General features: G+C 63.7%; 25 protein-coding genes. 16 read left to right on the top strand and 9 right to left on the bottom strand.

Going from position 1 to position 25,237, the window contains the following annotated elements:
* The first annotated feature begins 43 nt into the window (after positions 1-43).
* From nuoE to PCE31107_RS11565, 14 genes are all read left to right on the top strand, one after another.
* A complete protein-coding gene (gene nuoE / locus PCE31107_RS11630) occupies positions 44-544 on the top strand; it encodes an NADH-quinone oxidoreductase subunit NuoE (protein WP_130025590.1) in 501 nt (166 codons plus the stop codon).
* Positions 541-1,833 (top strand): NADH-quinone oxidoreductase subunit NuoF, encoded by a 1,293-nt coding sequence (nuoF, locus tag PCE31107_RS11625; RefSeq protein WP_017233017.1) that lies wholly within the window; start codon positions 541-543, stop codon positions 1,831-1,833. The genes nuoE and nuoF overlap by 4 nt, the downstream gene beginning before the upstream one ends.
* Positions 1,834-1,862: 29 nt before the next feature.
* Positions 1,863-4,175, top strand: coding sequence for an NADH-quinone oxidoreductase subunit NuoG (gene nuoG, locus PCE31107_RS11620; RefSeq protein WP_150608576.1), 2,313 nt, complete (start codon positions 1,863-1,865; stop codon positions 4,173-4,175).
* Complete coding sequence (gene nuoH, locus PCE31107_RS11615) at positions 4,176-5,240, top strand: NADH-quinone oxidoreductase subunit NuoH (protein ID WP_017233019.1); 1,065 nt, start codon at positions 4,176-4,178, stop codon at positions 5,238-5,240.
* Positions 5,241-5,263: 23 nt separating this feature from the next.
* On the top strand, positions 5,264-5,755 hold the full coding sequence (gene nuoI, locus PCE31107_RS11610) for an NADH-quinone oxidoreductase subunit NuoI (RefSeq protein WP_017233020.1): 492 nt from the start codon (positions 5,264-5,266) through the stop codon (positions 5,753-5,755).
* A 79-nt stretch (positions 5,756-5,834) separates the two neighbouring features.
* The gene (locus PCE31107_RS11605; protein WP_130025591.1) at positions 5,835-6,470 is read left to right on the top strand and encodes an NADH-quinone oxidoreductase subunit J; all 636 of its coding nucleotides are present in this window, start codon (positions 5,835-5,837) and stop codon (positions 6,468-6,470) included.
* Between the two features lie 9 nt (positions 6,471-6,479).
* Positions 6,480-6,791, top strand: a complete 312-nt coding sequence (gene nuoK, locus PCE31107_RS11600; protein WP_023596640.1) for an NADH-quinone oxidoreductase subunit NuoK — start codon at positions 6,480-6,482, stop codon at positions 6,789-6,791.
* Positions 6,792-6,808: 17 nt separating this feature from the next.
* Complete coding sequence (nuoL, locus tag PCE31107_RS11595) at positions 6,809-8,854, top strand: NADH-quinone oxidoreductase subunit L (RefSeq protein ID WP_130025592.1); 2,046 nt, start codon at positions 6,809-6,811, stop codon at positions 8,852-8,854.
* An 18-nt stretch (positions 8,855-8,872) separates the two neighbouring features.
* Positions 8,873-10,354 (top strand): NADH-quinone oxidoreductase subunit M, encoded by a 1,482-nt coding sequence (locus tag PCE31107_RS11590; protein ID WP_130025593.1) that lies wholly within the window; start codon positions 8,873-8,875, stop codon positions 10,352-10,354.
* A gap of 20 nt (positions 10,355-10,374) precedes the next feature.
* Positions 10,375-11,844 (top strand): NADH-quinone oxidoreductase subunit NuoN, encoded by a 1,470-nt coding sequence (nuoN, locus tag PCE31107_RS11585; protein ID WP_017233025.1) that lies wholly within the window; start codon positions 10,375-10,377, stop codon positions 11,842-11,844.
* Positions 11,845-11,942: 98 nt separating this feature from the next.
* The gene (locus PCE31107_RS11580; protein WP_017233026.1) at positions 11,943-12,257 is read left to right on the top strand and encodes a DUF2818 family protein; all 315 of its coding nucleotides are present in this window, start codon (positions 11,943-11,945) and stop codon (positions 12,255-12,257) included.
* A gap of 76 nt (positions 12,258-12,333) precedes the next feature.
* On the top strand, positions 12,334-12,927 hold the full coding sequence (locus PCE31107_RS11575) for an NUDIX domain-containing protein (RefSeq protein WP_017233027.1): 594 nt from the start codon (positions 12,334-12,336) through the stop codon (positions 12,925-12,927).
* A gap of 64 nt (positions 12,928-12,991) precedes the next feature.
* On the top strand, positions 12,992-13,465 hold the full coding sequence (locus PCE31107_RS11570) for a DUF1178 family protein (RefSeq protein WP_150608574.1): 474 nt from the start codon (positions 12,992-12,994) through the stop codon (positions 13,463-13,465).
* 53 nt (positions 13,466-13,518) lie between these two features.
* On the top strand, positions 13,519-13,974 hold the full coding sequence (locus PCE31107_RS11565; RefSeq protein WP_150608572.1) for a MaoC family dehydratase: 456 nt from the start codon (positions 13,519-13,521) through the stop codon (positions 13,972-13,974).
* 52 nt (positions 13,975-14,026) lie between these two features.
* On the opposite strand, the gene PCE31107_RS11560 is transcribed toward PCE31107_RS11565, so the two are convergent.
* The 7 genes from PCE31107_RS11560 to PCE31107_RS11530 all read right to left on the bottom strand — a co-directional run bounded on the left by PCE31107_RS11560 (position 14,027) and on the right by PCE31107_RS11530 (position 21,071).
* Positions 14,027-14,362 (bottom strand): YegP family protein, encoded by a 336-nt coding sequence (locus PCE31107_RS11560; protein ID WP_130025595.1) that lies wholly within the window; start codon positions 14,360-14,362, stop codon positions 14,027-14,029.
* Positions 14,363-14,616: 254 nt separating this feature from the next.
* Positions 14,617-15,309, bottom strand: a complete 693-nt coding sequence (locus PCE31107_RS11555; protein WP_130025596.1) for a glutathione S-transferase C-terminal domain-containing protein — start codon at positions 15,307-15,309, stop codon at positions 14,617-14,619.
* A complete protein-coding gene (locus PCE31107_RS11550; protein WP_150608570.1) occupies positions 15,306-16,580 on the bottom strand; it encodes an acyl-CoA dehydrogenase family protein in 1,275 nt (424 codons plus the stop codon). The genes PCE31107_RS11555 and PCE31107_RS11550 overlap by 4 nt, the downstream gene beginning before the upstream one ends.
* Positions 16,577-17,725 carry a phosphotransferase gene (locus PCE31107_RS11545; protein WP_150608568.1) on the bottom strand — a complete coding sequence of 383 codons (1,149 nt, stop codon included), beginning with the start codon at positions 17,723-17,725 and terminating at the stop codon, positions 16,577-16,579. Before PCE31107_RS11545 ends, PCE31107_RS11550 begins: the two co-directional genes overlap by 4 nt.
* 131 nt (positions 17,726-17,856) lie before the next feature.
* A complete protein-coding gene (locus PCE31107_RS11540) occupies positions 17,857-18,573 on the bottom strand; it encodes a histidine phosphatase family protein (RefSeq protein WP_174966647.1) in 717 nt (238 codons plus the stop codon).
* A 145-nt stretch (positions 18,574-18,718) separates the two neighbouring features.
* Positions 18,719-19,498 (bottom strand): oxepin-CoA hydrolase, alternative type, encoded by a 780-nt coding sequence (locus PCE31107_RS11535; protein ID WP_130025600.1) that lies wholly within the window; start codon positions 19,496-19,498, stop codon positions 18,719-18,721.
* A 16-nt stretch (positions 19,499-19,514) separates the two neighbouring features.
* Positions 19,515-21,071: a 3-hydroxyacyl-CoA dehydrogenase gene (locus tag PCE31107_RS11530; protein ID WP_150608564.1), complete on the bottom strand. Its 1,557-nt coding sequence runs from the start codon at positions 21,069-21,071 to the stop codon at positions 19,515-19,517.
* 590 nt (positions 21,072-21,661) lie between these two features.
* On the opposite strand from PCE31107_RS11530, the gene PCE31107_RS11525 reads away from it, so the two are divergent.
* A complete protein-coding gene (locus PCE31107_RS11525; RefSeq protein WP_130025602.1) occupies positions 21,662-22,318 on the top strand; it encodes a glutathione S-transferase family protein in 657 nt (218 codons plus the stop codon).
* Positions 22,319-22,495: 177 nt separating this feature from the next.
* Here PCE31107_RS11525 and PCE31107_RS11520 read toward each other — a convergent pair whose 3' ends face one another.
* Both PCE31107_RS11520 and PCE31107_RS11515 read right to left on the bottom strand, forming a co-directional pair.
* On the bottom strand, positions 22,496-23,692 hold the full coding sequence (locus tag PCE31107_RS11520; RefSeq protein WP_246181808.1) for a pyridoxal phosphate-dependent aminotransferase: 1,197 nt from the start codon (positions 23,690-23,692) through the stop codon (positions 22,496-22,498).
* A gap of 139 nt (positions 23,693-23,831) precedes the next feature.
* Positions 23,832-24,344, bottom strand: coding sequence for a putative toxin-antitoxin system toxin component, PIN family (locus PCE31107_RS11515; RefSeq protein WP_130025603.1), 513 nt, complete (start codon positions 24,342-24,344; stop codon positions 23,832-23,834).
* Between the two features lie 47 nt (positions 24,345-24,391).
* Here PCE31107_RS11515 and yaaA point away from each other — a divergent pair, with 47 nt between their 5' ends.
* On the top strand, positions 24,392-25,171 hold the full coding sequence (yaaA, locus tag PCE31107_RS11510; RefSeq protein ID WP_130025604.1) for a peroxide stress protein YaaA: 780 nt from the start codon (positions 24,392-24,394) through the stop codon (positions 25,169-25,171).
* Positions 25,172-25,237: the final 66 nt, after the last annotated feature.

The following is a 25,237-nucleotide window of genomic DNA, read 5'->3' as shown; positions in this document are numbered from 1 at the left end:
GGCGCGAGCGGGGATAACGTTTTAAAGAACCGTCGGATCGGAAATGCTTTCTCCCGAAGCCCTGAAGAAAATCGACCGTGCCGTTGCCAAATACCCTGCCGACCAGAAACAGTCGGCGGTGATGCACGCCCTTGCCGTAGCGCAGGTCGAGAAAGGCTGGTTGTCGCCCGAAGTGATGCAATTCGTGGCGGACTACCTCGAAATGCCCGCGGTCGCGGTGCAAGAGGTCGCAACCTTCTACACCATGTTCAACACGCGCCCCGTGGGCAAGTTCAAGTTGACCGTGTGCACGAACCTGCCTTGCCAGCTTACGCGTGGCGAAGAGATGGCGAAGTACCTGAAAGAGAAGCTGGGTGTCGACTACAACGACATCACGCCGGATGGTCTCTTCACGGTCAAGGAAGGCGAGTGCATGGGCGCTTGCGGCGACGCACCCGTCCTGCTGGTGAACAACCATCGCATGTGCGGCTTCATGAACGAAGCCAAGGTCGACGCGCTCCTCGACGAGCTCAAGGCCCAGGGCGCCGCGGGAGAGAAAGCATGACGTCGCTGCACAACCGTCACATCAAGCCGCTGATCCTCGCCGACCTCAATGGCGAGAACTGGCACCTCGAAGATTACGTCAAGCGCGGGGGTTACCAGCAGCTTGCCCGCATCCTGAAGGAAGGCCTCACGCCGGAGCAGGTCATTGCCGACGTCAAGGCATCGGGCCTGCGTGGCCGCGGAGGCGCAGGCTTCCCGACGGGGCTCAAGTGGAGCTTCATGCCGCGCGCGTTCCCGGGGCAGAAGTACCTGGTCTGTAACTCGGACGAAGGCGAACCCGGTACATTCAAGGATCGCGACATCCTGCGCTACAACCCGCATGCGCTGATCGAAGGCATGGCCATCGGCGGTTTCGCCATGGGCATCACCGTCGGTTACAACTACATCCACGGCGAAATCTACGAAGTGTACGAACGCTTCGAAGAGGCGCTCGAGGAAGCGCGTGCTGCCGGTTATCTGGGCGACAACATTCTCGGCACGGACTTCTCGTTCGAGCTGCACGCGCACCATGGCTATGGCGCGTACATCTGCGGCGAAGAGACCGCGCTGCTCGAATCGCTTGAAGGCAAGAAAGGCCAGCCGCGTTTCAAGCCGCCTTTCCCGGCGAGCTTCGGTCTGTACGGCAAGCCGACGACCATCAACAACACCGAGACGTTCGCCGCGGTTCCGTTCCTGCTGGCCACTGGCCCGCAGCAGTACCTGGAAATGGGCAAGCCGAACAACGGCGGCACCAAGATCTTCTCGGTGTCGGGCGACGTCGAGCTGCCGGGTAACTACGAAGTGCCGCTGGGCACGCCGTTCGGCGAATTGCTGGAACTGGCCGGTGGCATGCGCGGTGGCAAGAAGCTCAAGGCTGTGATTCCGGGCGGCTCGTCGGCACCGGTCGTGCCGGCCGGGCTGATGATGGAAACGACGATGGACTACGACAGCATCGCCAAGGCTGGATCGATGCTGGGCTCGGGCGCCGTGATCGTCATGGACGAGACACGCTGCATGGTGCGCTCGCTGTTGCGTCTGTCGTACTTCTACTACGAAGAATCGTGCGGTCAGTGCACGCCGTGCCGTGAGGGCACTGGCTGGCTGTGGCGCGTGGTCAATCGAATCGAGCATGGCGAAGGCCGCCAGGAAGATCTGGACCTGCTCAACTCGGTGGCCGAGAACATCATGGGCCGCACCATTTGCGCGCTGGGCGACGCCGCAGCGATGCCAGTGCGCGGCATGCTCAAACACTTCTGGGACGAGTTCGCCTACCACGTCGAGCACAAGCATTGCTTGGTCGGCGCTCACTAATCCCTTTTGACGCTTGGCATTGAACCGCTATGGTTGAAATCGAAATTGACGGCCAAAAGGTCGAGGTGCCCGAAGGCAGCATGGTGATCCAGGCTGCCAAGAAGAACGGCACCTATATTCCCCACTTCTGTTACCACAAGAAGCTGTCCATCGCCGCGAACTGCCGCATGTGCCTGGTCGAGGTCGAGAAGGCCCCGAAGGCGGTGCCGGCCTGTGCCACGCCGGTGGCCAACGGCATGATCGTGCGCACCAACTCCGAAAAGGCTGTGAAGGCGCAGCAATCGGTGATGGAGTTCCTGCTGATCAACCACCCGCTCGATTGCCCGATCTGCGATCAGGGGGGCGAGTGCCAACTGCAGGATCTGGCCGTCGGTTACGGTAAGTCGGCATCGCGCTATCAGGAAGAGAAGCGTGTGGTGTTCCACAAGAACGTGGGCCCGCTCATCTCGATGGAAGAGATGTCGCGCTGCATTCACTGCACCCGTTGCGTGCGTTTCGGCCAGGAAGTGGCCGGCGTGATGGAGTTCGGCATGCTGGGGCGCGGCGAGCACTCGGAAATCACGTCGTTCGTCGGCAAGACGGTTGACTCCGAACTCTCGGGCAATATGATCGACCTGTGCCCGGTCGGTGCCCTGACCTCGAAGCCGTTCCGCTACAGCGCCCGGACGTGGGAGCTGTCGCGCCGCAAGTCGGTGAGCCCTCACGACGGCGTGGGTGCGAACCTCGTGGTGCAAGTGAAGAACAACCAGGTCATGCGCGTTGTGCCGCTCGAAAACGAAGCGCTCAACGAATGCTGGATCTCGGACAAGGATCGTTTCTCGTACGAAGGTCTGAACAGCGACGAGCGCCTTACCAAGCCCATGCTCAAGCAAGGCGGCGAGTGGCACGAAGTCGACTGGCAGACGGCGCTCGAGTACGTCGGTCACGGTCTGACGGACATCATCCGCGACCACGGCGCCGATGCCGTCGCCGGGCTGGCCTCGCCGCACGCCACGATCGAAGAACTGCACCTGCTGCAAAAGTTCGTGCGCGCCTTGGGCAGCGATAACGTTGACTTCCGTCTGCGTCAGACGGACGTGTCGGGCGGCACCCAGGGGGCTCCGTGGCTCGGCCTGCCGATCGCGGACCTCGACACGCTGCAAAGCGCGCTGGTCGTCGGCTCGTTCCTGCGCAAGGATCATCCGCTGTTTGCCTCGCGTCTGCGCTCCGCCGTGAAGGCGGGGGGCCAATTGCACGTGCTGCACGGCTCGGACGACGATCTGCTGGTGAAGCTCGCCAACAAGATCATCGCCGCACCGAGCGCATGGGTGAGCGAGCTGGCCGGTATCGCGCTCGCCGCTGCGGCGGCCAAGGGCGTTGCCGCCCCGGCCGAACTCGCCGGCGTGAACGTCAGCGATACGGCCAAGGCCATCGCCGCCTCGCTGGTGAACGGCGAGCGTCGTGCCATCCTGCTGGGCAACGCCGTGGTGCAGCATCCGCAATTCGCACAACTGCACGCCATCGCGCAAGTGATCGCCGATATCACCGGCGCCACGCTGGGCTTCCTCACCGAAGGCGCCAACACGGTCGGCGCCTACGCGGTGAAGGCCACGAATGCCAAGGGCGCTGCTGCGCTGTTCGCGCAACCGCGTCAGGCGTATCTGCTGCTGAACGCCGAGCCGGAGTACGACTCGGCCGACGCGAAGCAAGCGCTCACGGCACTGAACGCGGCGAAGATGGTTGTCTCGCTCTCGCCGTTCAAGCACGGCCTCGAGTACGCCGACGTGCTGCTGCCGATCGCCCCGTTCACGGAGACGGCCGGTACGTTCGTCAACGCCGAAGGGCTGCCGCAACACTTCAACGGTGTGGTGCGTGCGCTCGGCGAGACGCGTCCGGGCTGGAAGGTGCTGCGCGTGCTGGGCAATCTGCTCAAGCTGCAAGGCTTCGCGCAGGACACCGCGGAACAGGTGCGCGACGAAGCGCTCGCCGGATTCTCGGCCGCCTCGCTCGATAACCGCGCCAAGGCCGCGCTGGCCGCACCGACGGCAGCGGGACAGGGCCTGGAGCGTCTGGCCGACGTGCCGATCTACTCGGCCGACGCGCTGGTCCGCCGTGCCCCGTCGCTGCAACTGACCAACGACGCCAAGGCCGCGTTGCGTGCCACGCTCCCGGCGGCGCTGTTCGATCGCCTGGGCCTCGTCGTGGGCGATGCCGTGCGCGTGCGTCAGGGCGATGCGGTGGTCACGCTGCCGGCTGCGCGTTCGGAAACGTTGCCTGCCAATGTGGTGCGCGTGCCGGCGGCCACGCCGGCATCCGCCGCGCTTGGCGCGATGTTCGGTGAAATTTCGGTGGAGAAGGCGTAAATGAGCCTGAACGAAGTCATCAATCAATACGGCACGCAACTGCTGGGCGTGGCCTGGCCGACGGTGTGGGCGCTGGTCCGCATTCTCGTCGTGGCCGTGATCCTGCTGCTGTGCGTGGCGTACCTGATTCTGTGGGAGCGCAAGCTCATCGGCTGGATGCACGTGCGTCTGGGCCCGAACCGCGTGGGCCCGGCCGGTCTGCTCCAGCCGATCGCCGACGTGTTGAAGCTCCTGCTCAAGGAAGTCATTACGCCGTCGCAGGTGAGCAAGGGCATTTACGCGATCGCGCCGGTGATGGCCGTGCTGCCGGCCTTCGCGATCTGGGCGGTGATTCCGTTCCAGCCGGGCGCCGTGCTGGCCGACGTGAATGCCGGTCTGCTCTACGCCATCGCGATTTCGTCGATCGGCGTGTACGGCGTGATTCTGGCCGGCTGGGCGTCGAACTCGAAATACGCCTTCCTCGGCGCCATGCGCGCGTCGGCCCAGATGATTTCGTATGAAATCGCCATGGGCTTCGCGCTGGTCACGGTGCTGATGACGGCCGGTTCGCTCAACCTGTCGGACATCGTGCGCTCGCAAGAGCACGGCATGTTCGCGGGCCTGGGGCTGAACCTGCTGTCGTGGAACTGGCTGCCGCTGCTGCCGATGTTCGTCGTCTACTTCGTCTCGGGCATTGCCGAAACGAACCGCCACCCGTTCGACGTGGTGGAAGGCGAATCGGAAATCGTGGCCGGTCACATGATCGAATACTCGGGCATGGGCTTCGCCCTGTTCTTCCTGGCCGAGTACATCAACATGATCATCATCTCGGCGCTGGCCTCGGTGCTGTTCCTGGGAGGCTGGAGTGCGCCGTTCGGCTTCCTGTCGTTCATTCCGGGTGTGTTCTGGCTGGCGTTCAAGGTGTTCCTGCTGCTGTCGGTGTTCATCTGGGTGCGTGCGACGTTCCCGCGCTACCGCTACGACCAGATCATGCGTCTGGGCTGGAAGGTATTCCTGCCGCTGACGATCATCTGGGTGATCGTGGTGGGTGTCTGGATCATGTCCCCCTGGAACATCTGGGGCTGAGGCGAACGGAGTAGAGGAATCCCATGGTAAGGGCAATCAAAGACTTTTTCGGCAGTTTCCTGTTGTTGGAACTGCTCAAGGGCATGGCGCTCACAGGGCGCTATACGTTCGCACGCAAGGTGACGGTGCAGTTTCCGGAAGAGAAGACGCCGATGTCGCCGCGTTTTCGTGGTCTGCATGCGCTGCGCCGTTATCCGAACGGTGAAGAGCGCTGCATCGCCTGCAAGCTGTGCGAAGCGGTGTGCCCGGCAATGGCCATCACGATCGAGTCGGATGTGCGCGACGACGGCACCCGCCGCACCACGCGCTACGACATCGATCTGACCAAGTGCATTTTCTGCGGCTTCTGCGAAGAAAGCTGCCCGGTGGACTCGATCGTCGAGACGCACATTCTCGAGTACCACGGCGAGAAGCGTGGCGATCTGTACTTCACCAAGGAGATGTTGCTCGCGGTGGGCGATCGTTACGAAAACGAGATCGCGGCGGCCAAGGCGGCCGATGCGCCGTACCGTTAAGCAGGGCAGGGCGCAGCGCAGCGACGGTGCGCCCGGTACGGCAATTGACGTTGGCTAATTCTCGCAACACCCGGTGATTATGGAATTCACAACCTTTCTTTTCTACGTGTTTGCGCTGATCCTCGTGATCTCCGGCCTGAAGGTCGTGACCGCGCGCAACCCCGTGCAGTCGGCACTGTTCCTGGTGCTCGCCTTCTTCAATGCGGCGGCGATCTGGATGCTGCTCCAGGCAGAGTTCCTGGCCATCATGCTCGTGCTCGTGTATGTCGGCGCGGTGATGGTGCTGTTCCTGTTCGTGGTGATGATGATCGACATCAATCTCGACGAACTGCGGCGCGGTTTCGGCAAGTTCATTCCGCTGGCGAGCGCCGTCGGCGCGATCATGATCGTCGAAGCGGCACTGGTGCTCATGCGAGGCTACGGTGCCACGCGCGCGCCGGTCAAGGCCGTCTCGGCCCCGGACGTCGCGAACACCAAGGCGCTCGGTATCGCGCTGTACACCGACTATATCTTTGCCTTCGAAGTGGCAGGTCTGATCCTGCTGGTGGCGGTCGTGGCGGCAGTCGCGCTCACGATGCGTACCCGTAAGGACCACAAACAGACCGACCCGAGCCAGCAGGTGCGCGTGAAGGCGCGCGACCGCGTGCGTCTGGTGTCGATGCCCGCCGAAGCCCGGCAGCAGTCCACCGGCACCGACACGCCGGCGGCGGAATAAGGAGACAGCATGATGTCGTTGTCGCTAGCGCATTACCTGGTGTTGGGCGCGATTCTCTTCGCGATCAGCATTACCGGTATCTTCCTCAACCGCAGAAATGTGATTGTGCTGCTCATGGCCATCGAGCTGATGTTGCTCGCGGTCAATCTGAACTTCGTCGCGTTTTCGCATTACCTGGGCGACATTGCCGGTCAGGTATTCGTGTTCTTCATTCTTACGGTGGCCGCGGCGGAAGCCGCGATCGGGCTGGCCATTCTGGTCACGCTGTTCCGTAAGCTCGAAACGGTCAACGTCGAAGATCTCGACCGCCTCAAGGGTTAAACAAAGCGAACGCTGTTATGGCATCCACATTGAATCCCAACCTGCTGCTCGCGATCCCGCTGGCGCCGCTCGTCGGCTCCTTGATTGCCGGCCTGTTCGGCAAGCAAGTCGGACGCGCGGGCGCCCACACGGTCACGATCCTCGGCGTGCTGGTCGCGTTTGTCCTCTCTGTCATGACGTTCATCGACGTCATGAACGGGGCGAGCTTCAACGCCACCGTCTACGAATGGGCCCGCATCGGCGAGCTCAAGCTCGAGATCGGCTTCCTCGTCGACACGCTCACCGTCACGATGATGTGCGTGGTCACTTCCGTCTCGCTGATGGTGCACATCTACACCATCGGCTACATGGCGGAAGATCCTGGCTACCAGCGCTTCTTCTCGTACATCTCGCTGTTCACGTTCTCGATGTTGATGCTCGTGATGAGCAACAACTTCCTGCAACTGTTCTTCGGCTGGGAAGCGGTGGGCCTGGTCTCGTACCTGCTGATCGGTTTCTGGTACACGCGTCCGACCGCGATCTACGCCAACATGAAGGCGTTCCTGGTCAACCGCGTCGGCGACTTCGGCTTCTTGCTCGGTATCGGCCTGCTGCTGGCCTTCACCGGCACGCTGAACTACGGCGAAGTGTTCGCGAAGGCCAACGAGGTCGCGGCCCTGTCGTTCCCGGGCACCGACTGGCGCCTGATCACCGTGGCCTGTATCTGCCTGTTCATCGGTGCGATGGGTAAGTCGGCGCAGTTCCCGCTGCACGTGTGGCTGCCGGACTCGATGGAAGGCCCGACCCCGATTTCGGCACTGATTCACGCGGCCACGATGGTGACCGCGGGCATCTTCATGGTGAGCCGCATGTCGCCGCTGTTCGAACTCTCGGACACGGCGCTGTCGTTCATCACGATCATCGGTGCGATCACGGCGCTGTTCATGGGCTTCCTGGGCATGATCCAGAACGACATCAAGCGTGTCGTGGCCTACTCGACGCTCTCGCAGCTCGGTTACATGACGGTCGCGCTCGGCGTGTCGGCCTACCCGGTCGCCATCTTCCACCTGATGACGCACGCGTTCTTCAAGGCGCTGCTGTTCCTCGGAGCGGGCTCGGTCATCATGGGCATGCATCACGATCAGGACATGCGCAACATGGGCGGCCTGTGGAAGTACATGCCGATCACATGGATCACCTCGCTGCTGGGCTCGCTCGCGCTGATCGGGACACCGTTCTTCGCCGGTTTCTACTCGAAGGACTCGATCATCGAAGCCGTGGCCGCCTCGCATCTGCCGGGCTCGGGCTTCGCGTACTTCGCCGTGGTCGCCAGCGTCTTCGTCACGGCGTTCTACTCGTTCCGCATGTACTTCATGGTCTTCCACGGCAAGGAGCGTTTCGGTCAGGTGCATCACGACCATGACGCGCATCACGAGGAAGAAGAGGAAACCGCCGATCACCACCACGGTCTGGCCCCGGGTCAAAAGCCGCACGAGTCGCCGGCGGTGGTCACGATCCCGTTGATTCTGCTGGCGATTCCGTCGGTCATCATCGGTGCCATCGCGATTGCCCCGATGCTGTTCGGCAGCTTCTTCAAGCAAGGCGTGGCGTTCAAGGACGTGATCTACGTTGGCGAAAACCATCCGGCGATGGAAGAGCTGAGCCACGATTTCCACGGCTGGCTGGCGATGGCGTTGCACTCGTTCGGCACGCTCCCGATCGCCCTGTCGGCGCTGGGCATCGTGCTCGCGGCGTTCTTCTACCTGAAGCGCCCGGATATTCCGGAAGCGCTGAAGCATCGGTTCTCGGGCATCTACAACCTGCTCGACAACAAGTACTACATGGACAAGATCAACGAAGTGGTCTTCGCCAAGGGCGCGCTCAAGATCGGTCGCGGCCTGTGGAAGGCGGGCGATCAAGGTCTCATCGATGGCGCGGTCGTGAACGGCAGCGCGCGTCTGGTGGGCTGGTTCGCCGGTGTCATCCGCTTCGTTCAATCCGGTTACATCTACCACTACGCGTTCGCCATGATCCTCGGCATGCTCGGGCTCCTGACGCTGTTTGTGACGTTGAACGGCAAGTAATAGGGGGAGCCAACAATAATGCAATCGCTACCGCTTCTGAGTCTGGCCATCTGGCTACCCATCATCTCGGGGATCGTTGTCCTCGCGGTGGGTAACGACCGCAACCCGGGCGGCGCACGTGCGCTGTCGCTCATCGGGTCGCTGATGAGCTTCCTGGTCACGCTGCCGTTGATCTCGAACTTCGACGCCAACACGGCGGCGTTCCAGTTTGTCGAAAAATCGAGCTGGATCGACCGCTTCCACATTAACTACTTCCTCGGCATCGACGGCATCTCGCTGTGGCTGATCGTGCTGACCTCGCTTATCACGGTGATCGTGGTGATCGCTGGCTGGGAAGTGATCACGGAGCGCGTCGCCCAGTACATGGCCGCGTTCCTGATCCTCTCGGGTCTGATGATCGGGGTTTTCTCGGCGCAAGACGGCCTGCTGTTCTACGTCTTCTTCGAGGCCACGCTGATCCCGATGTACCTGATCATCGGTGTGTGGGGCGGCCCGAACCGGGTGTATGCCGCGTTCAAGTTCTTCCTGTACACGCTGCTCGGCTCGCTGCTCATGCTGGTCGCGCTGATTTACCTGTACAACGTGACGCACTCGTTCACGCTGACCGACTGGTACGCCGCGAAGCTGCCGATGAACGTGCAGATACTGCTGTTCGCGGCGTTCTTCATGGCCTTCGCCGTGAAGGTGCCGATGTGGCCGGTGCATACCTGGTTGCCGGACGCCCACGTGGAAGCGCCGACCGGCGGCTCGGTGGTGCTGGCCGCGATCATGCTCAAGCTCGGGGCCTACGGTTTCCTGCGCTTCTCGCTGCCGATCGCGCCTGACGCCAGCCACTACCTGTCGGGCTTCATGATCACGCTCGCGCTGATCGCCGTCGTCTACATCGGCCTCGTGGCCCTGGTGCAGACCGACATGAAGAAGCTGGTGGCGTATTCGTCGATCGCTCACATGGGCTTCGCGATTCTCGGCTTCTTCATGTTCAGCGAAATTGGCATGCAGGGCGCGCTGGTGCAGATGATCTCGCACGGCTTCGTCTCGGGCGCCATGTTCCTGTGTATCGGTGTGCTGTATGACCGCATGCACTCGCGCAACATCGCCGACTACGGCGGCGTGGTGAACACGATGCCGAAGTTCGCGGCGCTGTTCATGCTGTTCGCGATGGCCAACAGCGGTCTGCCGGCGACGTCGGGCTTCGTGGGCGAATTCCTGGTGATCCTGGGCGCCGTGAAGCTGAACTTCTGGGTGGGTCTGCTTGCTGCGACCTCGCTGATCACCGGTGCGGCGTATTCGCTGTGGATGTACAAGCGCGTGATTTTCGGCGCGATCGCCAACGATCACGTGCGCGAGCTGGTCGACATCAATAAGCGCGAATTCTTCATGCTGGCCGTGCTGGCGGCGCTCACGCTGTTCATGGGTATCTATCCGAAGCCCTTTACCGACCTGATGCACACCTCCGTCGTTAACCTCCTCGCCCACGTGGCGCAGACCAAGCTGCCTTAATCGGGGAGGATATCCAGATCATGCAAAACATCAATCTGCTGCCTGCGTTGCCGGAGGCCATCCTGCTGCTCATGATCCTCGTGATCATGATGTGCGACGCGTTCCTCGGCCAGACGCGCAAGCTCAACTACGTGCTGGCGCTCATCACGTCCGCGGTCGTGTCCGTGCTGTGGGCATGCAACGCCAGCGATCCGGCGTCGCACTACCTGTTCGGTAATGTGTTCGTCGCCGATCCGATGTCGAACCTGCTCAAGGCCTTTGGTGGCCTCGCCACGTTCGTCACGTTCGTCTACGGTCAAAAGTATCTGGAAGCCCGCGGTCTCGCCCGCGGCGACTTCTACGTCCTCAGCCTGTTCTCGCTGCTGGGCCTGTCGGTGATGATCTCGGGCAACAACTTCCTGACCTTGTACCTGGGTCTGGAACTGATGTCGCTGTCGCTGTACGCCCTTGCCGCCGTCTGGCGCGATTCGACGAACGCGACCGAGTCGGCCATGAAGTACTACGTGCTGGGGGCGCTCGCCTCGGGCTTCCTGCTGTACGGCATGTCGATGATGTACGGCGCGACCGGCTCGCTCGAACTGTCCAAGGTATTCGAAGTCATCGCCTCGGGCGCTGTGAACAAGGTCGTGCTGGTGTTCGGCGTTGTGTTCGTGGTGGCAGGTCTGGCGTTCAAGCTCGGCGCCGCGCCGTTCCACATGTGGGTGCCCGACGTCTACCAGGGCGCGCCGACCCCGGTCACGCTGCTCATCGGTGGCGCGCCGAAGCTGGGTGCTTTCGCGCTGCTGCTGCGCTTGCTCGTCGAAGGCATGCTGCCGCTGGCGATCGACTGGCAGCAGATGCTGATCATCATGGCGGTGCTCTCGCTGGTGATCGGTAACCTGACGGCGATCGTGCAGACCAACGTCAAGCGCCTGCTGGCCTACTCGACCATCTCGCACATGGGCTTCGTGCTGCTGGGCATGCTCTCGGGCGTGGTGGGCGGCAAGATCGACGGGATCGCCGACGCCTACGGTTCGTCGATGTTCTACAGCGTGATCTACCTGCTCACGACGCTGGGCACGTTCGGTATCGTGCTGCTGCTCTCGCGCCAAGGCTTCGAGGCCGAGAATCTCTCCGATCTGAAGGGCCTGAACCAGCGTAGCCCGTGGTTCGCGTTCGTGATGCTGATGCTGATGTTCTCGCTGGCCGGCATTCCGCCGCTGGCAGGCTTCTACGCCAAGCTGGCCGTGCTGCAAGCCGTGGTGAACGCGGGCATGGTGTGGTTGGCGGTGGTGGCGGTGTTGGCCTCGCTGATCGGTGCGTTCTACTACTTGCGTGTCGTCAAGCTGATGTACTTCGACAAGGCCGACGACCACAATGCGCTGCAGGGCAGCGGCACGATGCGTTTCGTGCTCTCGCTCAACGGTTTGGTCCTGCTGTATCTGGGCCTGATGCCGGGCCCGCTGATGGACTGGTGCCTGCGCACCATCAAGCTGACGCTCGCCAGCTGAGCGGCCGAGCGCGTTAGACTACACGAAGGCGGCCGGGCGGGTCGAAATGACCGGCCCGGCGCACGATACACGAACCGGCGGGGGGATGATCGATGGGTATGTCGGCAGGCGGTATGCTGGTGATTGTGCTGTCCTTGTTGGGCGCGAATCTGCCGTTCGTGAACCAGCGCCTGTTTGGCGTCATCGCGCTCAAGCGAGCAGTCAAGCCGCTGTGGTGCCGACTGGTCGAGATGGCGGTGGCTTATTTCGTGGTGGGTGCGCTCGGTTATCTGATCGAGTCGGGCATCGGTAACGTGTTTTCGCAGGGCTGGCAGTTCTATGCGGTCACGGCCAGTCTTTTCGTCGTGTTCGCGTTTCCGGGCTTCGTGTACCGGTATTTGTGGCGTCATCGACCGGCTGCCGTTGTGGCCTGAGATGTTTGCTTCGCAAGACGCCGCCCTTGGGCGGCGTTTTGTTTTGGGTTCGCCAATTTTCAGCCGTGGAGGGCTTATGACCCAGCGTCAATTCGACGATCGACATCTGATTGAGACGCGTCTTGAGAGCGATACGGTCTATGACGGTTCGTTCCTGACCATCAAGCGCGACCGCGTGCGTCTACCCGACGGCAAGACGGCAACGCGCGAATACACCACCCATCCGGGGGCCGTCATGGTGATTCCGCTCTTCGACGACGGCCAGGTGCTCATGGAGCGTCAGTATCGGTATCCGCTCGAGCGCGTGATGACGGAGCTGCCCGCCGGCAAGCTCGACGATGCGGAGGGCGGTCTGGCGTGCGGCCAGCGTGAGTTGCTGGAAGAGACGGGGTATCGTGCCGAGCGCTGGGATTACCTCACGCGTATTCACCCGGTGATTTCGTACTCGACGGAATTCATCGACATCTGGCTTGCGCGCGACCTCACGCTTGGCGAACAACGCCTCGACGAGGGCGAGTTTCTCGACGTGTTCAAGATGCCCGCGACCGAACTGCTGCAATGGGTGCGGGACGGGCGTATCACGGACGTCAAATCGATCATCGGCGCGTTCTGGCTGGAAAAGATATTATCGGGCGTGTGGCAGCCGAACGAGCGGTCGCCACAACGCTGATCCATCGTCATTTTTTCGATCCCCGGTCTCGTGACCCACGGGGTCGGGATACATCCATTGCGTCATGAAGGTTTTTGACTTGCGTTGTGCACACGAGCACACCTTCGAGGGCTGGTTCGGCTCGGAGGACGATTACCTGTCGCAGCAAGCGCGGGGGCTGGTGACATGCCCCGTCTGCGGCGACGCGCAGATTGCCCGCATGCCGTCTGCGCCGCGCCTGAATCTGTCGGGGGCGACGTTGCGTGCCGAAGGCGCGCCGGCCGCGCGACCGCCAGGCGACACGGCCTCGCGGGACGTCGCCAAGGCGAAAAGCGAGCTGCAGACGCTCTGGATGAAGGCGGTGCGTCACGTCATGGCGAACACGGAAGACGTGGGCAGCCAGTTTGCCGAGGAAGCCCGCAAGATTCACTACGCGGAAGCCCCGGAGCGCAATATTCGCGGCACGGTGTCGCGCGAAGAGAGCGAAGCGCTGGCGGAAGAGGGCATCGACGTCATGCCGCTGCCGATTCCCGACGGCTTCAAGGATACGTTGCAGTAAAGCCCGTAACCGTCTGGCGGATGACGCCAGCACGCCGCATGCGGGAGCTAGCGATGGCAACTCTCGAGTACTACTTCGAAGACTTCACGGTGGGTGACACCTTCGATCTGGGCGAATACACGTTCACGGCGGACGAGATCGTGCGTTTTGCGCGGCAATTCGATCCCCAGCCGTTTCACATCGATGAAGCGGCCGGGCGCGAGTCGCATTTCGGTGGGCTGGTGGCCAGCGGCTGGCACACGTGCAGCATCATGATGCGGATGAACGTCGACCAACTGCTCTCGCGCTCGTCGAGCATGGGGTCGCCGGGTGTCGAGCAGATTGAGTGGCTCAAACCGGTGCGTCCGGGAGACACGATCACGGTCACGAGCAGCACGCTGGAAGTGCGCGCGTCGAAAAGCCGTCCCGATCGGGGCATCGTGCGCCAGCTCTGGACGGCAACGAATCAGCATGGCGAAGAAGTGTGCCGATTCCGCGGAACCGGGCTCTATTTGAAGCGCGGCGACTGAGTCACGCGAGCATCGGGCTCCCCGGCGCTCGCGTCGGCCTGCCGCGGCGGACTCAATGTGACAGATCGCTCACCGAGGCCGCCGGGGCATCGCGTTTGACCTGCGAGATGCCGTCTTCCATCTGCTCGGCGCTCGAGAACATCTGGCTTTGGCCGATGATCTCGCCATTGCGCGCCTTGAGCACGAAATACGGGCGGCCGGACGTCGACGTCTTGCGCTCGAAACGGTGGTCCTCGGCCGAATTCTTGCGAACGGACTCGATGCCGTTCTGCGCAGAGGCGCGCGCCTTGTATGTCTCGGACGAAAGGATAATGTGCCCGCTGTCGGCCATCAGGTGAAAGTGGAATTCACCGTTGGGACTGCGCTTGAGTTCGAACTTGCCTGACATATGTGGATCTCCCGGATCTTCCAAAAGCCAGCGGCGAGGGACTGCGAACTGCAAGGGGACGACGGCGGCCAGCCGCGTCGCAGACGTTTGAAAAACGTCTGCAGGTACGTGTTCGGCGTCTGCGACGCGCCTACGCATCGAGCGTAATGCGCCTAGATTAGCACCGCCAGCGTCGCGGCGAAACCGCAGTCTGTTGCGAAGTGTCAACCACTTCGCGCTACGCCCCGCCGGACCGCCACCGCTCGCCCCGCGGCCTAATGGCGCGCGTATTGTGTCGCGCCGAACAGTATCTCGCGGGCCTTGGCGTCCTGAAGCGGCTTGCGCGCGTCGGCCAGCACCTTGATGCCGCGCTGCACGGCCGGGCGGGCCTCGATGGCGTCGAACCAGCGCTGCACATTGGGGAAGTCCGACATCACCACACCTTGATTCTTCCACGAGCGCAGCCACGGCCAGATGGCAATATCCGCAATCGTGTACATGTCGCCCGCCACGTACGGGTGATGGCCGAGCCGCTTGTCGAGCACGCCGTACAGACGCCGGGCCTCATTGGTGTAGCGCTTGATCGCGTAATCGATTTTCTCGGGCGCGTAGATCCGAAAATGGTGCGCCTGACCGAGCATCGGCCCCACGCCCCCCATCTGGAACATCAGCCATTCGAGCGTCTCGTACTTGCCGCGCACATCCTCGGGCAGGAAGCGCCCGGTCTTGCCCGCCAGATACAGCAGGATCGCTCCCGACTCGAACAGCGAGATCGGCTTGCCGTCCGGCCCGTCCTCGTCGACGATGGCCGGAATCTTGTTGTTCGGCGAGATGGCGAGGAAGGCGTCCTTGAACTGGTCGCCCGCCCCGATATCGACGGCATGTGCGTGGTAGGGCAACCCGCACTCTTCGAGCATGATGTGGACCTTGTGGCCGTTGGGCGTGGCCCAGGAATAGAGTTGAATCAATTGTGGCTCCTTGTTGGGGTGTCGGTCGACGACGGGGCGCCGGGGGCGCTCGGCACGCTCGCGTAGCGCGCCAGTTCCAGCTTGGCAATGGCGTTGCGATGGACTTCGTCGGGGCCGTCCGCGAAGCGCAACGTGCGCGCACTCGCGTACGCGTAGGCCAGCGGGAAGTCGCCCGAGAGCCCCGCCGCGCCATGGGCCTGCATCGCCCAGTCGAGCACCTGGCACGCCATGGTCGGCGCCACGACCTTGATCATGGCGATCTCGGCCCGCGCCGCCTTGTTGCCGACGGTATCCATCATATAGGCGGCCTTGAGCGTGAGCAGGCGCGCCTGTTCGATCAAACACCGGGCTTCGGCGATGCGCTCGCGCGTGACGCCCTGCGCTGCGATCGGCTTGCCGAACGCGACCCGTGAGAGCGTACGCTGGCACATCAACGAAAGCGCACGCTCGGCCAGCCCGATGAGCCGCATGCAATGGTGGATACGCCCCGGGCCGAGACGCCCCTGCGCGATCTCGAAGCCGCGTCCCTCGCCGAGCAGGAGACTGCTGGCCGGCACACGCACGTCATCGAGCACGATTTCCATATGGCCGTGCGGGGCGTCGTCGTAGCCGAAGACGGTGAGCGGGCGCACGCGCGTCACGCCCTTGGCGTCGGCCGGCACGAGAATCATCGACTGTTGGGCATGCTTCGGCGCCTCCGGATCGGTCTTGCCCATCACGATGTAGACGGCGCAACGTGGGTCGCCCGCGCCGGTCGACCACCACTTGCGGCCATTGATGACGTAGTCGTCGCCGTCGCGGCGAATGCGGCACTGGACGTTGGTGGCGTCGGACGACGCCACGTCCGGCTCCGTCATCAGAAAGGCGGAGCGGATCTCGCCGCGCAGCAGCGGTTCGAGCCATTGCGCCTTTTGCGCGTCGGTCGCGTAGCGCTCGAGCGTTTCCATGTTGCCGGTGTCGGGGGCGTTGCAATTGAAGACTTCCGGCGCCCACGGGACCTGTCCCATGATCTCGCACAGCGGTGCGTATTCGACGTTGGTCAGGCCCGCGCCGCGCCCCGAGTCGGGCAGGAACAGGTTCCACAGCCCGGCCTGCTGCGCGAGCGGCTTGAGGCGTTCGATGACCGGCGACGGCTGCCATGCGTCGCCTTGGCGCCGCGCGACCTCGATCGCGTCGAGATAGTGACGCTCGTTCGGGAAAATGTGCTCGTCGAAGAATGCGGTGAGGCGCTCGCGCAATGCCTCGACTTTCGGGCTGTAGGTGAAATTCATGAGGTCTGCGTTCCGTGACTGCCTGCGTGATCGAGATCCCGGGACCCGCACTGCGCGGGGGCTGTGCTGCGCTGCGCGTACATCCAGGCGAGTTCCGCCATCGGCCGCGCGCGCTGGCCGGCATCGAGCGCCTGCTGGCTGACCGCCGTGCCGTCGGCGACGCGCTTCATGATGCCTTGCAGAATTGCGGCGATACGGAACATGTTATACGCGAGATAGAAATACCACTGCGCGGGCCGGGCAATCCCCGTGCGCTCGCTGTAGCGGGCGACGTAGGCGTTTTCGTCCGGTATGCCGAGGGAGGCCCAGTCGAGGCCGGCAATGCCGCGAAACACGCCGGGGGTGACGTGCCATGCCATGCAGTGATAACTGAAGTCGGCGAGCGGGTCGCCGAGCGTCGACAGTTCCCAGTCGAGCACGGCGAGTACGCGCGGCTCGCTCGGATGGAAGATCAGATTGTCGAGGCGGAAGTCGCCGTGCACGATGCTGGTGCGCTCGGGCACGCCCGACGGCAAATGCGCGGGCAGCCACTCGATGAGACGGTCCATCGCGTCGATCGTCTGCGTCTGTGAGGCGCGGTATTGCTGGCTCCACCGGGCGATCTGTCGAGCGATGTAGCCGCCAGGCTTGCCGTAGGACGCAAGGCCGATGGCCGCGTAGTCGACCCGGTGCAGGGCCGAGATGACGCGGTTCATCTCGTCGTAGATGGCACCGCGCTCGGCCGGTGTCATGCCGGGCAGCGAGGGGTCCCACAACACGCGCCCCGGCACGAAGTCCATGACATAGAACGCCAGCCCGATCACGCTTTCGTCCATGCACAGGCCCCGCATGCGGGCGACGGGGACATCGGTGCCGGCGAGGGCATCCATCACACGATATTCGCGCTCGATGGCGTGGGCGGACGGGAGCAGTTTGGCGGCCGGTGCGGGCTTGGTGCGGAGCACGTAGGCGGCGTCGGGGGTCGTCAGGCGATAAGTCGGGTTGGATTGGCCGCCGTTGAATTGCGTGATCGTTAGCGGCCCGACGAAGCCGTCGACATGCGCGGCGAGCCAGCCTTCGAGCGCAGCGGTATCAAAGGGCGCGCGCGCGTCCAGTGCGCGTTCGCCGGCAAATGTGGAATAGTCCTGCGCGAGCTCCTCGGCCATGCTGTCTCCTGCATTCCCGGTGCTACGTTGTTCGTGACGATTTCGACAGTTTCGACTGCGTTGCTTGTTGCTTGTTGCTTGTTGCGTATTGCGTGCGCGGACGCTTCACGTCGCGCGATGGCCTGACGAGCTTATTCTCGGGCTCGCGTGCGCACAAACGACGCGAAGATCTTTTCCATGACGGTCAGCCGGTTATCGCGATGCAGCACTTGCGGCGGCGCAAAGTTCATCAGGCGCACGACCCAGTCTTCGGGCTTGTCGCCCACGTCGAGCGCGTTGATGCAGGCAGGGGTCTGAGCGAGCTGGCCCAGGAAGAGGCGTCCGAGCGGATGCATGGCATGCGAGAGAATCGCCCGATTCACGCCGCCGTGCAACACCAGCAGCACCGTATCCCACGACGTATCGGCGCGCAGCTCCGCCAGCGGCGGCACCACGCGGTCGAGCAACTCGCGCACCGACTCGCCGTTCATGAAGCGGGTGCTCTCGGGCACGAGGCCGTCGAACGCGCCGAGAAACGCCTGCGCGATCTCGCCCGGCGGCAGGTCGGCAATGTTGCCGGCGCGACTTTCCTGCCAGCACGTCCACGTCTCGATGTCGATCTGTTGCCCGGTCTCGGCCAGCACGCGCTCGGCCGTCTCGCGGGTGCGCGGCAGGCCGCTCACGATCACGCGATCGAAGCGGATGTTCTCGGCGGCAAAGGCGCGTCCGGCGGCGCTGGCTTGCGAGCGCCCCAGCTCGTTGAGCGCGACGGCGTCGGCGTCGATAGGCTTGCCGCTGTCGTCGAAGTAGGTGACGTCGCCATGACGCATCAGATAGATGCGGCGGCGCTGTGGCGGCGTAAATGCCAAGGGACCGGCGGCGGCGCCGGATTGGCCGAGTGAGTCGCGCATTCGGTAACTCTCCTGAGAGGGGCGCCGGCAGTCTAACGGGGCGCTGCGGCAAGGCCTTGACCGACCGCGCGCGTTCAAAGTTCGTGCGCGGTCGGTCAAGCCATCAGGCGTATTTTGCCGGACGTTTCTCAAGGAAGGCACTGATTCCTTCCAGACCGTCCGCATGGTGAAGCGATGCGACGAAGCTATCGCGCTCGGCGCCCAACTGCGAGGTGAGCGTCTCCCGGGCGCCGCTTTCAATGAGCGACTTGATTCGGCCGACGGCGTTCGGCGAGAGCTGCGCGAGATCGGTCGCCCAGTTCAGCGCCTCGGCACGGGCTTGTCCCGGCGCGACCACGCGGTTGACGAGACCGGCCGCGGCCAGGCGTGCCGCCGCGACCGGCTTGCCTTCGAGCAGGATCTCGGTGGCGAGCGGGCGGGGCAGGGCTTGCGAGAGGAACCACGAGCCGCCGCCATCGGGCGTGAGGCCGACTTTGACGTAGGCCATCACGAACTTGGCGTTGTCGGCCGCGACGAGCAGGTCGCACGCGAGCGCGAGCGAGAAGCCCGCCCCGGCGGCGGCGCCCTCGACGGCCGCGATGACCGGCTTCGGACACGCACGCAGCGCCTCGATCCATTCAGCGAGCGCGTCGATGCTTGCCGCCTGTACCGATGGGTCCTTCTGACGATTCTCCAGCAGCCGGTTCAGGTTGCCGCCCGCGCAAAAGAAGTTGTCGGCGCCGGTGAGCACCACGGCGCGCACGGACGGATCGCGCTCGGCCGTGCTCAGCGCTTCGACCCCGGCGGCGTACATGTCGGGGTGCAGCGCATTGCGCGCCCCCGGGTTCGACAGCGTCAGCACCAGCGTGTGGTCAACGCGTTCGGCAAGCAGTTCGGCGCTCATGTGGCGAGTCTCCAGATCACTGTTCTTCGGTCAGCAGCGACACGCCCAGTTGCGCGCGGCGCGTGAGCCACGGCGACGGACGATAGCGCTGATCGCCATAGAATGATTGCAGATTGCGCAGCACGGTGAGCAGTTGGCGTGCGCCGACGGCATCGCCGAGTGCGAGCGGCCCTTTGGCGTAGCCCAGGCCCAGCGTCACGGCGCGATCGATGTCGCCGGGTGCCGCGATGCGTTGCTGCGCGATGTCGGCGCCGATGTTCACGATGGTGGCGATCACGCGCTGTGCGACGAAGCCCGCCGAGTCGCGAATCACCGTCACGGGTGTGCCGCCGTGCGCAAACAGGGCGTGTGCGGCGTTGCGTGCTTCGGGTGTCGTGATCGGCGTGGTCATCAGCGTGTGGCGCTTCGCGCCGGCGAGCGGCAGCAGCGTGTCGACGGCCACCGTGCGCGCCGCGTCGAGTCCCTGTTCAACGGCGCAGGTCGTGGCGTCGAGGCCGAGCGGCGTGACAACGATCAGCGCCGTTGCCGACGGCTTGTCGCCGCTTTCGAGGGTCACGCCCGTCGCGCCGAGCAGTTCGACCACGGCCGCGAAGCCGCGCGTATCGGCCCGGCTCACCCAGACGCTGGCGGGCAGGGTGTCGGGCGCCGGGGCTTCAGGCGGCACTTGCTGTTTGCCGTCGACATAGCGATAGAAGCCTTCGCCAACCTTGCGGCCCAGCAGGCCGCCCGCGAAGCGTACCGCCGTGATCGGCGACGGACGGAAGCGGGCTTCTTCGTAGAACTGGTGGTAGATCGATTCCATCACCGGGTGCGAGACGTCGAGCGCCGTGAGATCGAGCAGCTCGAACGTGCCGAGGCGAAAGCCTGCCTGCTCGCGCAGGATGCGGTCGATGTCAGCAAAGCTCGCCACACCTTCACTCGCCACGCGCAGGCCTTCGGTGTTCATGCCGCGCCCGGCGTGGTTGACGATGAAGCCCGGCATGTCCTTGCAGCGCACGGCCGTGTGCCCCATGCGCTGACCCAGCGCGAGCAGCGCATCGCCGACTTCGGGGGCGGTGCGCAGGCCGTCGATCACCTCCACCACCTTCATGAGCGGTACCGGGTTGAAGAAGTGGTAGCCGGCCACGCGCTCCGGGCGCTCGCACGCGGCGGCGATCGCGGTGATCGATAGCGACGACGTGTTCGACGCGAGAATCGCGTCTGCCGCGACGATGCCCTCTAGCGAGCGGAACAGATCGCGCTTGATGTCGAGTTTTTCGATAATGGCTTCGACCACGAGTTGGCAATCGGCCAGATCCTCAAGGACGCTGCATGCCTGCAGACGGCCCATCGTCGCCTCGACACTCGACGCCTCGATCTTGCCCTTCGCGGCGAGCTTGTCGAGCGTGTCGCGCAGGGTGCCCAGTGCGGCTTGCACGGCGCTGGCGTTGGTGTCGTAAAGTTTCACGCGCAGGCCAGCCTGCGCGGCGATCTGGGCGATGCCACGGCCCATGGCGCCGGCGCCGACGATACCCAGCACGTCGATAGTCTTGCCGGGGGCGTTCGCGCAGGCCTGGGAGGAGGATGCAGTCATTCGGAGTGTCTCGAAATGGGGGTCGATGGTCGTCGATCGGCGTCGCGCGATGGGCGCGCCCGGCGCTGGCACGCAGGGGATGCAACATTCTATCGTCCGACCGGTCGGACTGGAAATGAATTTCCTGACGACTCGCCGAGCGATGCAAACCGGTGCCCATCACGCGTTGGCGCTATTGTCGCCGATCTTGCCGCGGCTGCCAGCGCTTGTTCCGCTGGGCGGTCGGCCGGGGGCGTAGTGCATCGGACCGTTCTTGGACCTGCCGTTGGGCCGAGAGGCAGATTTCGGGACATCTTCCCGTATGCGTGTCTCACGACCGATCGTGCGATGCCGTTACACTGCGGGTGGCCGCCAGTCGCGTCGGCGGCACGCATCGCCAAGGTTGACCCCCGTGGCTCTCGCTGCATGACGCGAAGAGCGTGTGGATCGACAACGATGCTGCAACCGTCGCACCACCGTCGCGCGATCGGCCGACAACGACGCGCTACCGCTCCATCGGCGGCAGCGCACCAGGGACGCATCATGACACTGCACACGTGCCGCGGCCTCGGCCACAACCGAGGCGCTAGCCGTGACGCATCGGAGACATCATGTTGAAGCTGTACGGTTTTCCCATCAGCAACTATTACAACAAGGTCAAGGTAGTACTGTACGAGAAGGGCTTGGCATTCGAGGAGTCGGAGTCGATTCCCTGCCAGGATGAGTCGCTGCTGCAATGCTCGCCGCTCGGCAAGGTGCCGTATCTGGAAACGGAACAAGGGTTCCTGTCCGAGTCGCAGGTGATCTGCGATTTCCTCGAAGCGACGCATCCGTCGCCCGCGCTTTTCTCGAAAGATCCGTGGCGGCAGGCGAAGGAGCGCGAACTGCTCACGATGGTGGAGTTGCACCTGGAGCTGGTTGTGCGCGACATCTACGGGCAGGCGTTCTTTGGCGCGACGGCCTCGGATGGCACGCGTCAACGCACCGAGAAGCTGCTGCGCCGCAACATCGTGGCGTTCAAGCGGCTGGCGAAGTTTGCGCCTTACCTTGCCGGCGATACCTTCTCGATGGCCGACGTCGCCGCGGGCATCCATCTGCCGATCCTGGGGATGGCCACGCAAGCCGTGTATGGGGAGGATTTCCTGCAAGCGGCCGGCATCGACTGGAAGGCATATGGCAAGGGGCTCGCCGAACGCGAATCGTTCCAGCGCATGCGCGCCGAGCAGAAGGCGTACCAGCAGGCACAGCAGGCAAAGAAGGCGGGGTAATTCCGCCGAGCCTGCCACCGCTGCGCATCACGCGCCCAGGCAAAAACGAAAGGGCCGCGATTTGAAAAAGATCTGAACTGACCCCGTAAAGTTGGACGGGAAAGTTATGCCATTGTGGGCTGGGTTCTGTACTGCACAGGACTCAGCCCTTTTTGCGTCTTGCTGACGCGGTCCGCGTCAGATCTTGGCGAGTCGTGCCAGCGCCTCGCGCAGCGTGTCGTCCCGCTTGGCGAAGCAAAAGCGCACCACACCGGATTCATGCGGCTCATGGTAGAACGCCGAGACGGGAATCGCTGCCACGCCGATCTCGCCGGTCAGCCACAGCGCGAAGTCGGCTTCGCTCATATCGCTGATCGCGCTGTAATCCACGCACTGGAAGTAAGTGCCTTCGCACGGCAGCAGCTTGAAGCGCGTGCCCGCAAGCCCTTCGCGGAACAGGTCGCGCTTCTTCTGGTAGAAGCCCGCAAGTTCGAGGTAGGGCGCGGGGTCGCGCATGTAGTCGGCCAGACCGACCTGCATTGGCGTGTTGACCGTGAACACGTTGAACTGATGCACCTTGCGGAATTCGGCCGAGAGTGACGCCGGCGCCGCCACGAATCCGACCTTCCAGCCGGTCACGTGATACGTCTTGCCGAAGCTCGACACGATGAAGCTGCGGCGCGCGAGTTCGGGATGGCGCGCCACACTCTCATGCCGCTTGCCGTCGTACACCATGTGTTCGTAGACCTCGTCCGAGATCAGCAGGATGTCGGTGCCGGCCACGATCTCGGCGAGCTTCGCGAGATCGTGTTCGTGCCACACGGTGCCGCTGGGATTGTGCGGCGTGTTGAACAGGATGAGACGCGTGCGCGGCGTGATCGCCGCCGCAAGCTTGTCGAACGGAATGCGAAACTCGGGTGCGTCGAGCGTGATGAACACCGGCTTGCCACCGGCCAGCTCGATCGAGGGCACGTAACTGTCATACGTCGGCTCGAACACGATCACCTCGTCGCCCGGATGCACGCACGCGAGAATGGCCGTGAGCAGGGCCTGGGTGGCACCGGCCGTCACCGTGATTTCCGTGTTCCAGTCGTAATGCTGCCCGTACAGCTTGCCGATCTTGTCGGCGATCGCCTGACGCAGTGCCGGTACGCCAGCCATCGGCGGGTACTGGTTGTGACCGTCGTGCATCGCGCGCGAGACGGCATCGACGATCTTCGGATCGCACGCGAAATCGGGGAAGCCCTGCCCGAGGTTCACCGCCTGCTTCTCGGCGGCGAGCGCCGACATCACGGTGAAAATGGTGGTGCCGACGTTCGGCAGACGTGACGCAAGCGGCGGGGCGACCAACGCCTGAGCGGCGGGCGCGACAGATGCGGTGTGGGGCGCGTTCATGTAGGCAGTGGACGATGCAGTGATCAGGCCGCCATTCTACCGCCGCTGCGCCCGGCCTGCGGGCGATGCTGGAGGTTGGGCCGCGTTTTCGGACATGCCGCGGCCACGCGTCCGCCGATTCCGATCGGACTTTCGGACATTACCCGTTCGCGTTGAGCAGCGACGCGAACGCGCTCGCCGTCACGATGCGAAAGCCGAACTGGCGTGCCACCCGGCTGCGCAGCTTAAGCACTGCTTTGTCCTTGCTGACGAGCCAGTGTGCATGACCGTCGCGTGCGGCCTCGAGGAATTTCTGATCGTCGCGGTCGCGGCACAACGGCAGCGGGGCGCCCGGCGTGGCGTCTTCCGGCACGACAATGCGATGCGTGTTGGCGTCGACCCAGGCGAGCGCGGCGTCGTTGTCGATTTCGCGCGACGCGAATTGCGGATAAGTAAGCACCACGGCGAGTTCGTCACGGCAGCGCGACGCCATGAGCGCCGTGAGGCGGCGCTCGACGAGGGCATCGCGCAGTGCTCGCACAATGGGGTCGTCAAAGACGAGCAGGTCGATCCAGACATTGGTGTCGAGCACCACGCGCGGTGGCGTGGCGAGCGTATCGAGATGCTCGGCGAAGGCCCGTTCGGCGGGCGTGGCAACAGCGTTCTGAAGCATTGGATAGAATGTCGGTTTCTCGTTTTCGCAGGGACGCTGCACCCGATATGATAATTGTTCTCTCGCCGGCCAAATCACTCGACTACGAAACGCCGCCGCACGTGAGCACGCACACCGTGCCACAGTTCGTCGACGACGCGGCCGAACTGATCGACGGTCTGCGCGAACTGAGCCCGGCACAGGTGGGCTCGCTCATGAGCATTTCCGATCAACTTGCCGCGCTGAACGTCACCCGCTACGCCGACTGGAACGCCCGCTTCGACACGAGCAATGCCAAGCAGGCCGTGCTTGCCTTCAACGGTGACGTCTACGAGGGCCTCGCGGCCCGCACCCTGAGCGCCACGCAGCTCGACTTCGCCCAGAAACATCTGCGCATTCTGTCGGGCCTGTACGGCGTGCTGCGCCCGCTCGATCTGCTGCAGCCCTATCGCCTGGAGATGGGCACGCGCTTTGCCAATAAGCGCGGGCGTGATTTGTACGCGTTCTGGGGCGAGCGTGTGACGCAGACGATCAACGCGTCGCTCGCGGAGCACGCCGAGACGCGTCGCGTGCTCGTGAACCTGGCGTCCGAAGAGTATTTCAAGGTCATCAAGCGCCGTCTGGTGGCGGCGCCGGTGATCACGCCGGTGTTCGAGGACTGGAAGAGCGGCAAGTACAAGATCATCAGCTTCTATGCCAAGCGCGCGCGCGGCCTGATGGCGCGTTACGCCATCGAGCGCGGCGTGACCGACGTGCAGCAGCTCAAGGCCTTCGACAGCGAAGGCTACGCATTCGACCACACGGTTTCGAACGATGCGCTTTGGGTCTTCCGCCGTCGCGTGGCCTGAGGTTCGTGAGCCTTCGACCCTGGGCAAGTGTCCCGGGGTTTCTGATTTCCGCCAGCGAGACAAGTC

The sequence above is a fragment of the Pandoraea cepalis genome (genome assembly GCF_902459625.1).
GTDB classification, from domain to species: Bacteria; Pseudomonadota; Gammaproteobacteria; order Burkholderiales; family Burkholderiaceae; genus Pandoraea; species Pandoraea cepalis.
The sequence above is the reverse complement of the archived record's forward strand: the minus strand, read 5'-3'. Positions and strand labels throughout refer to the sequence as shown.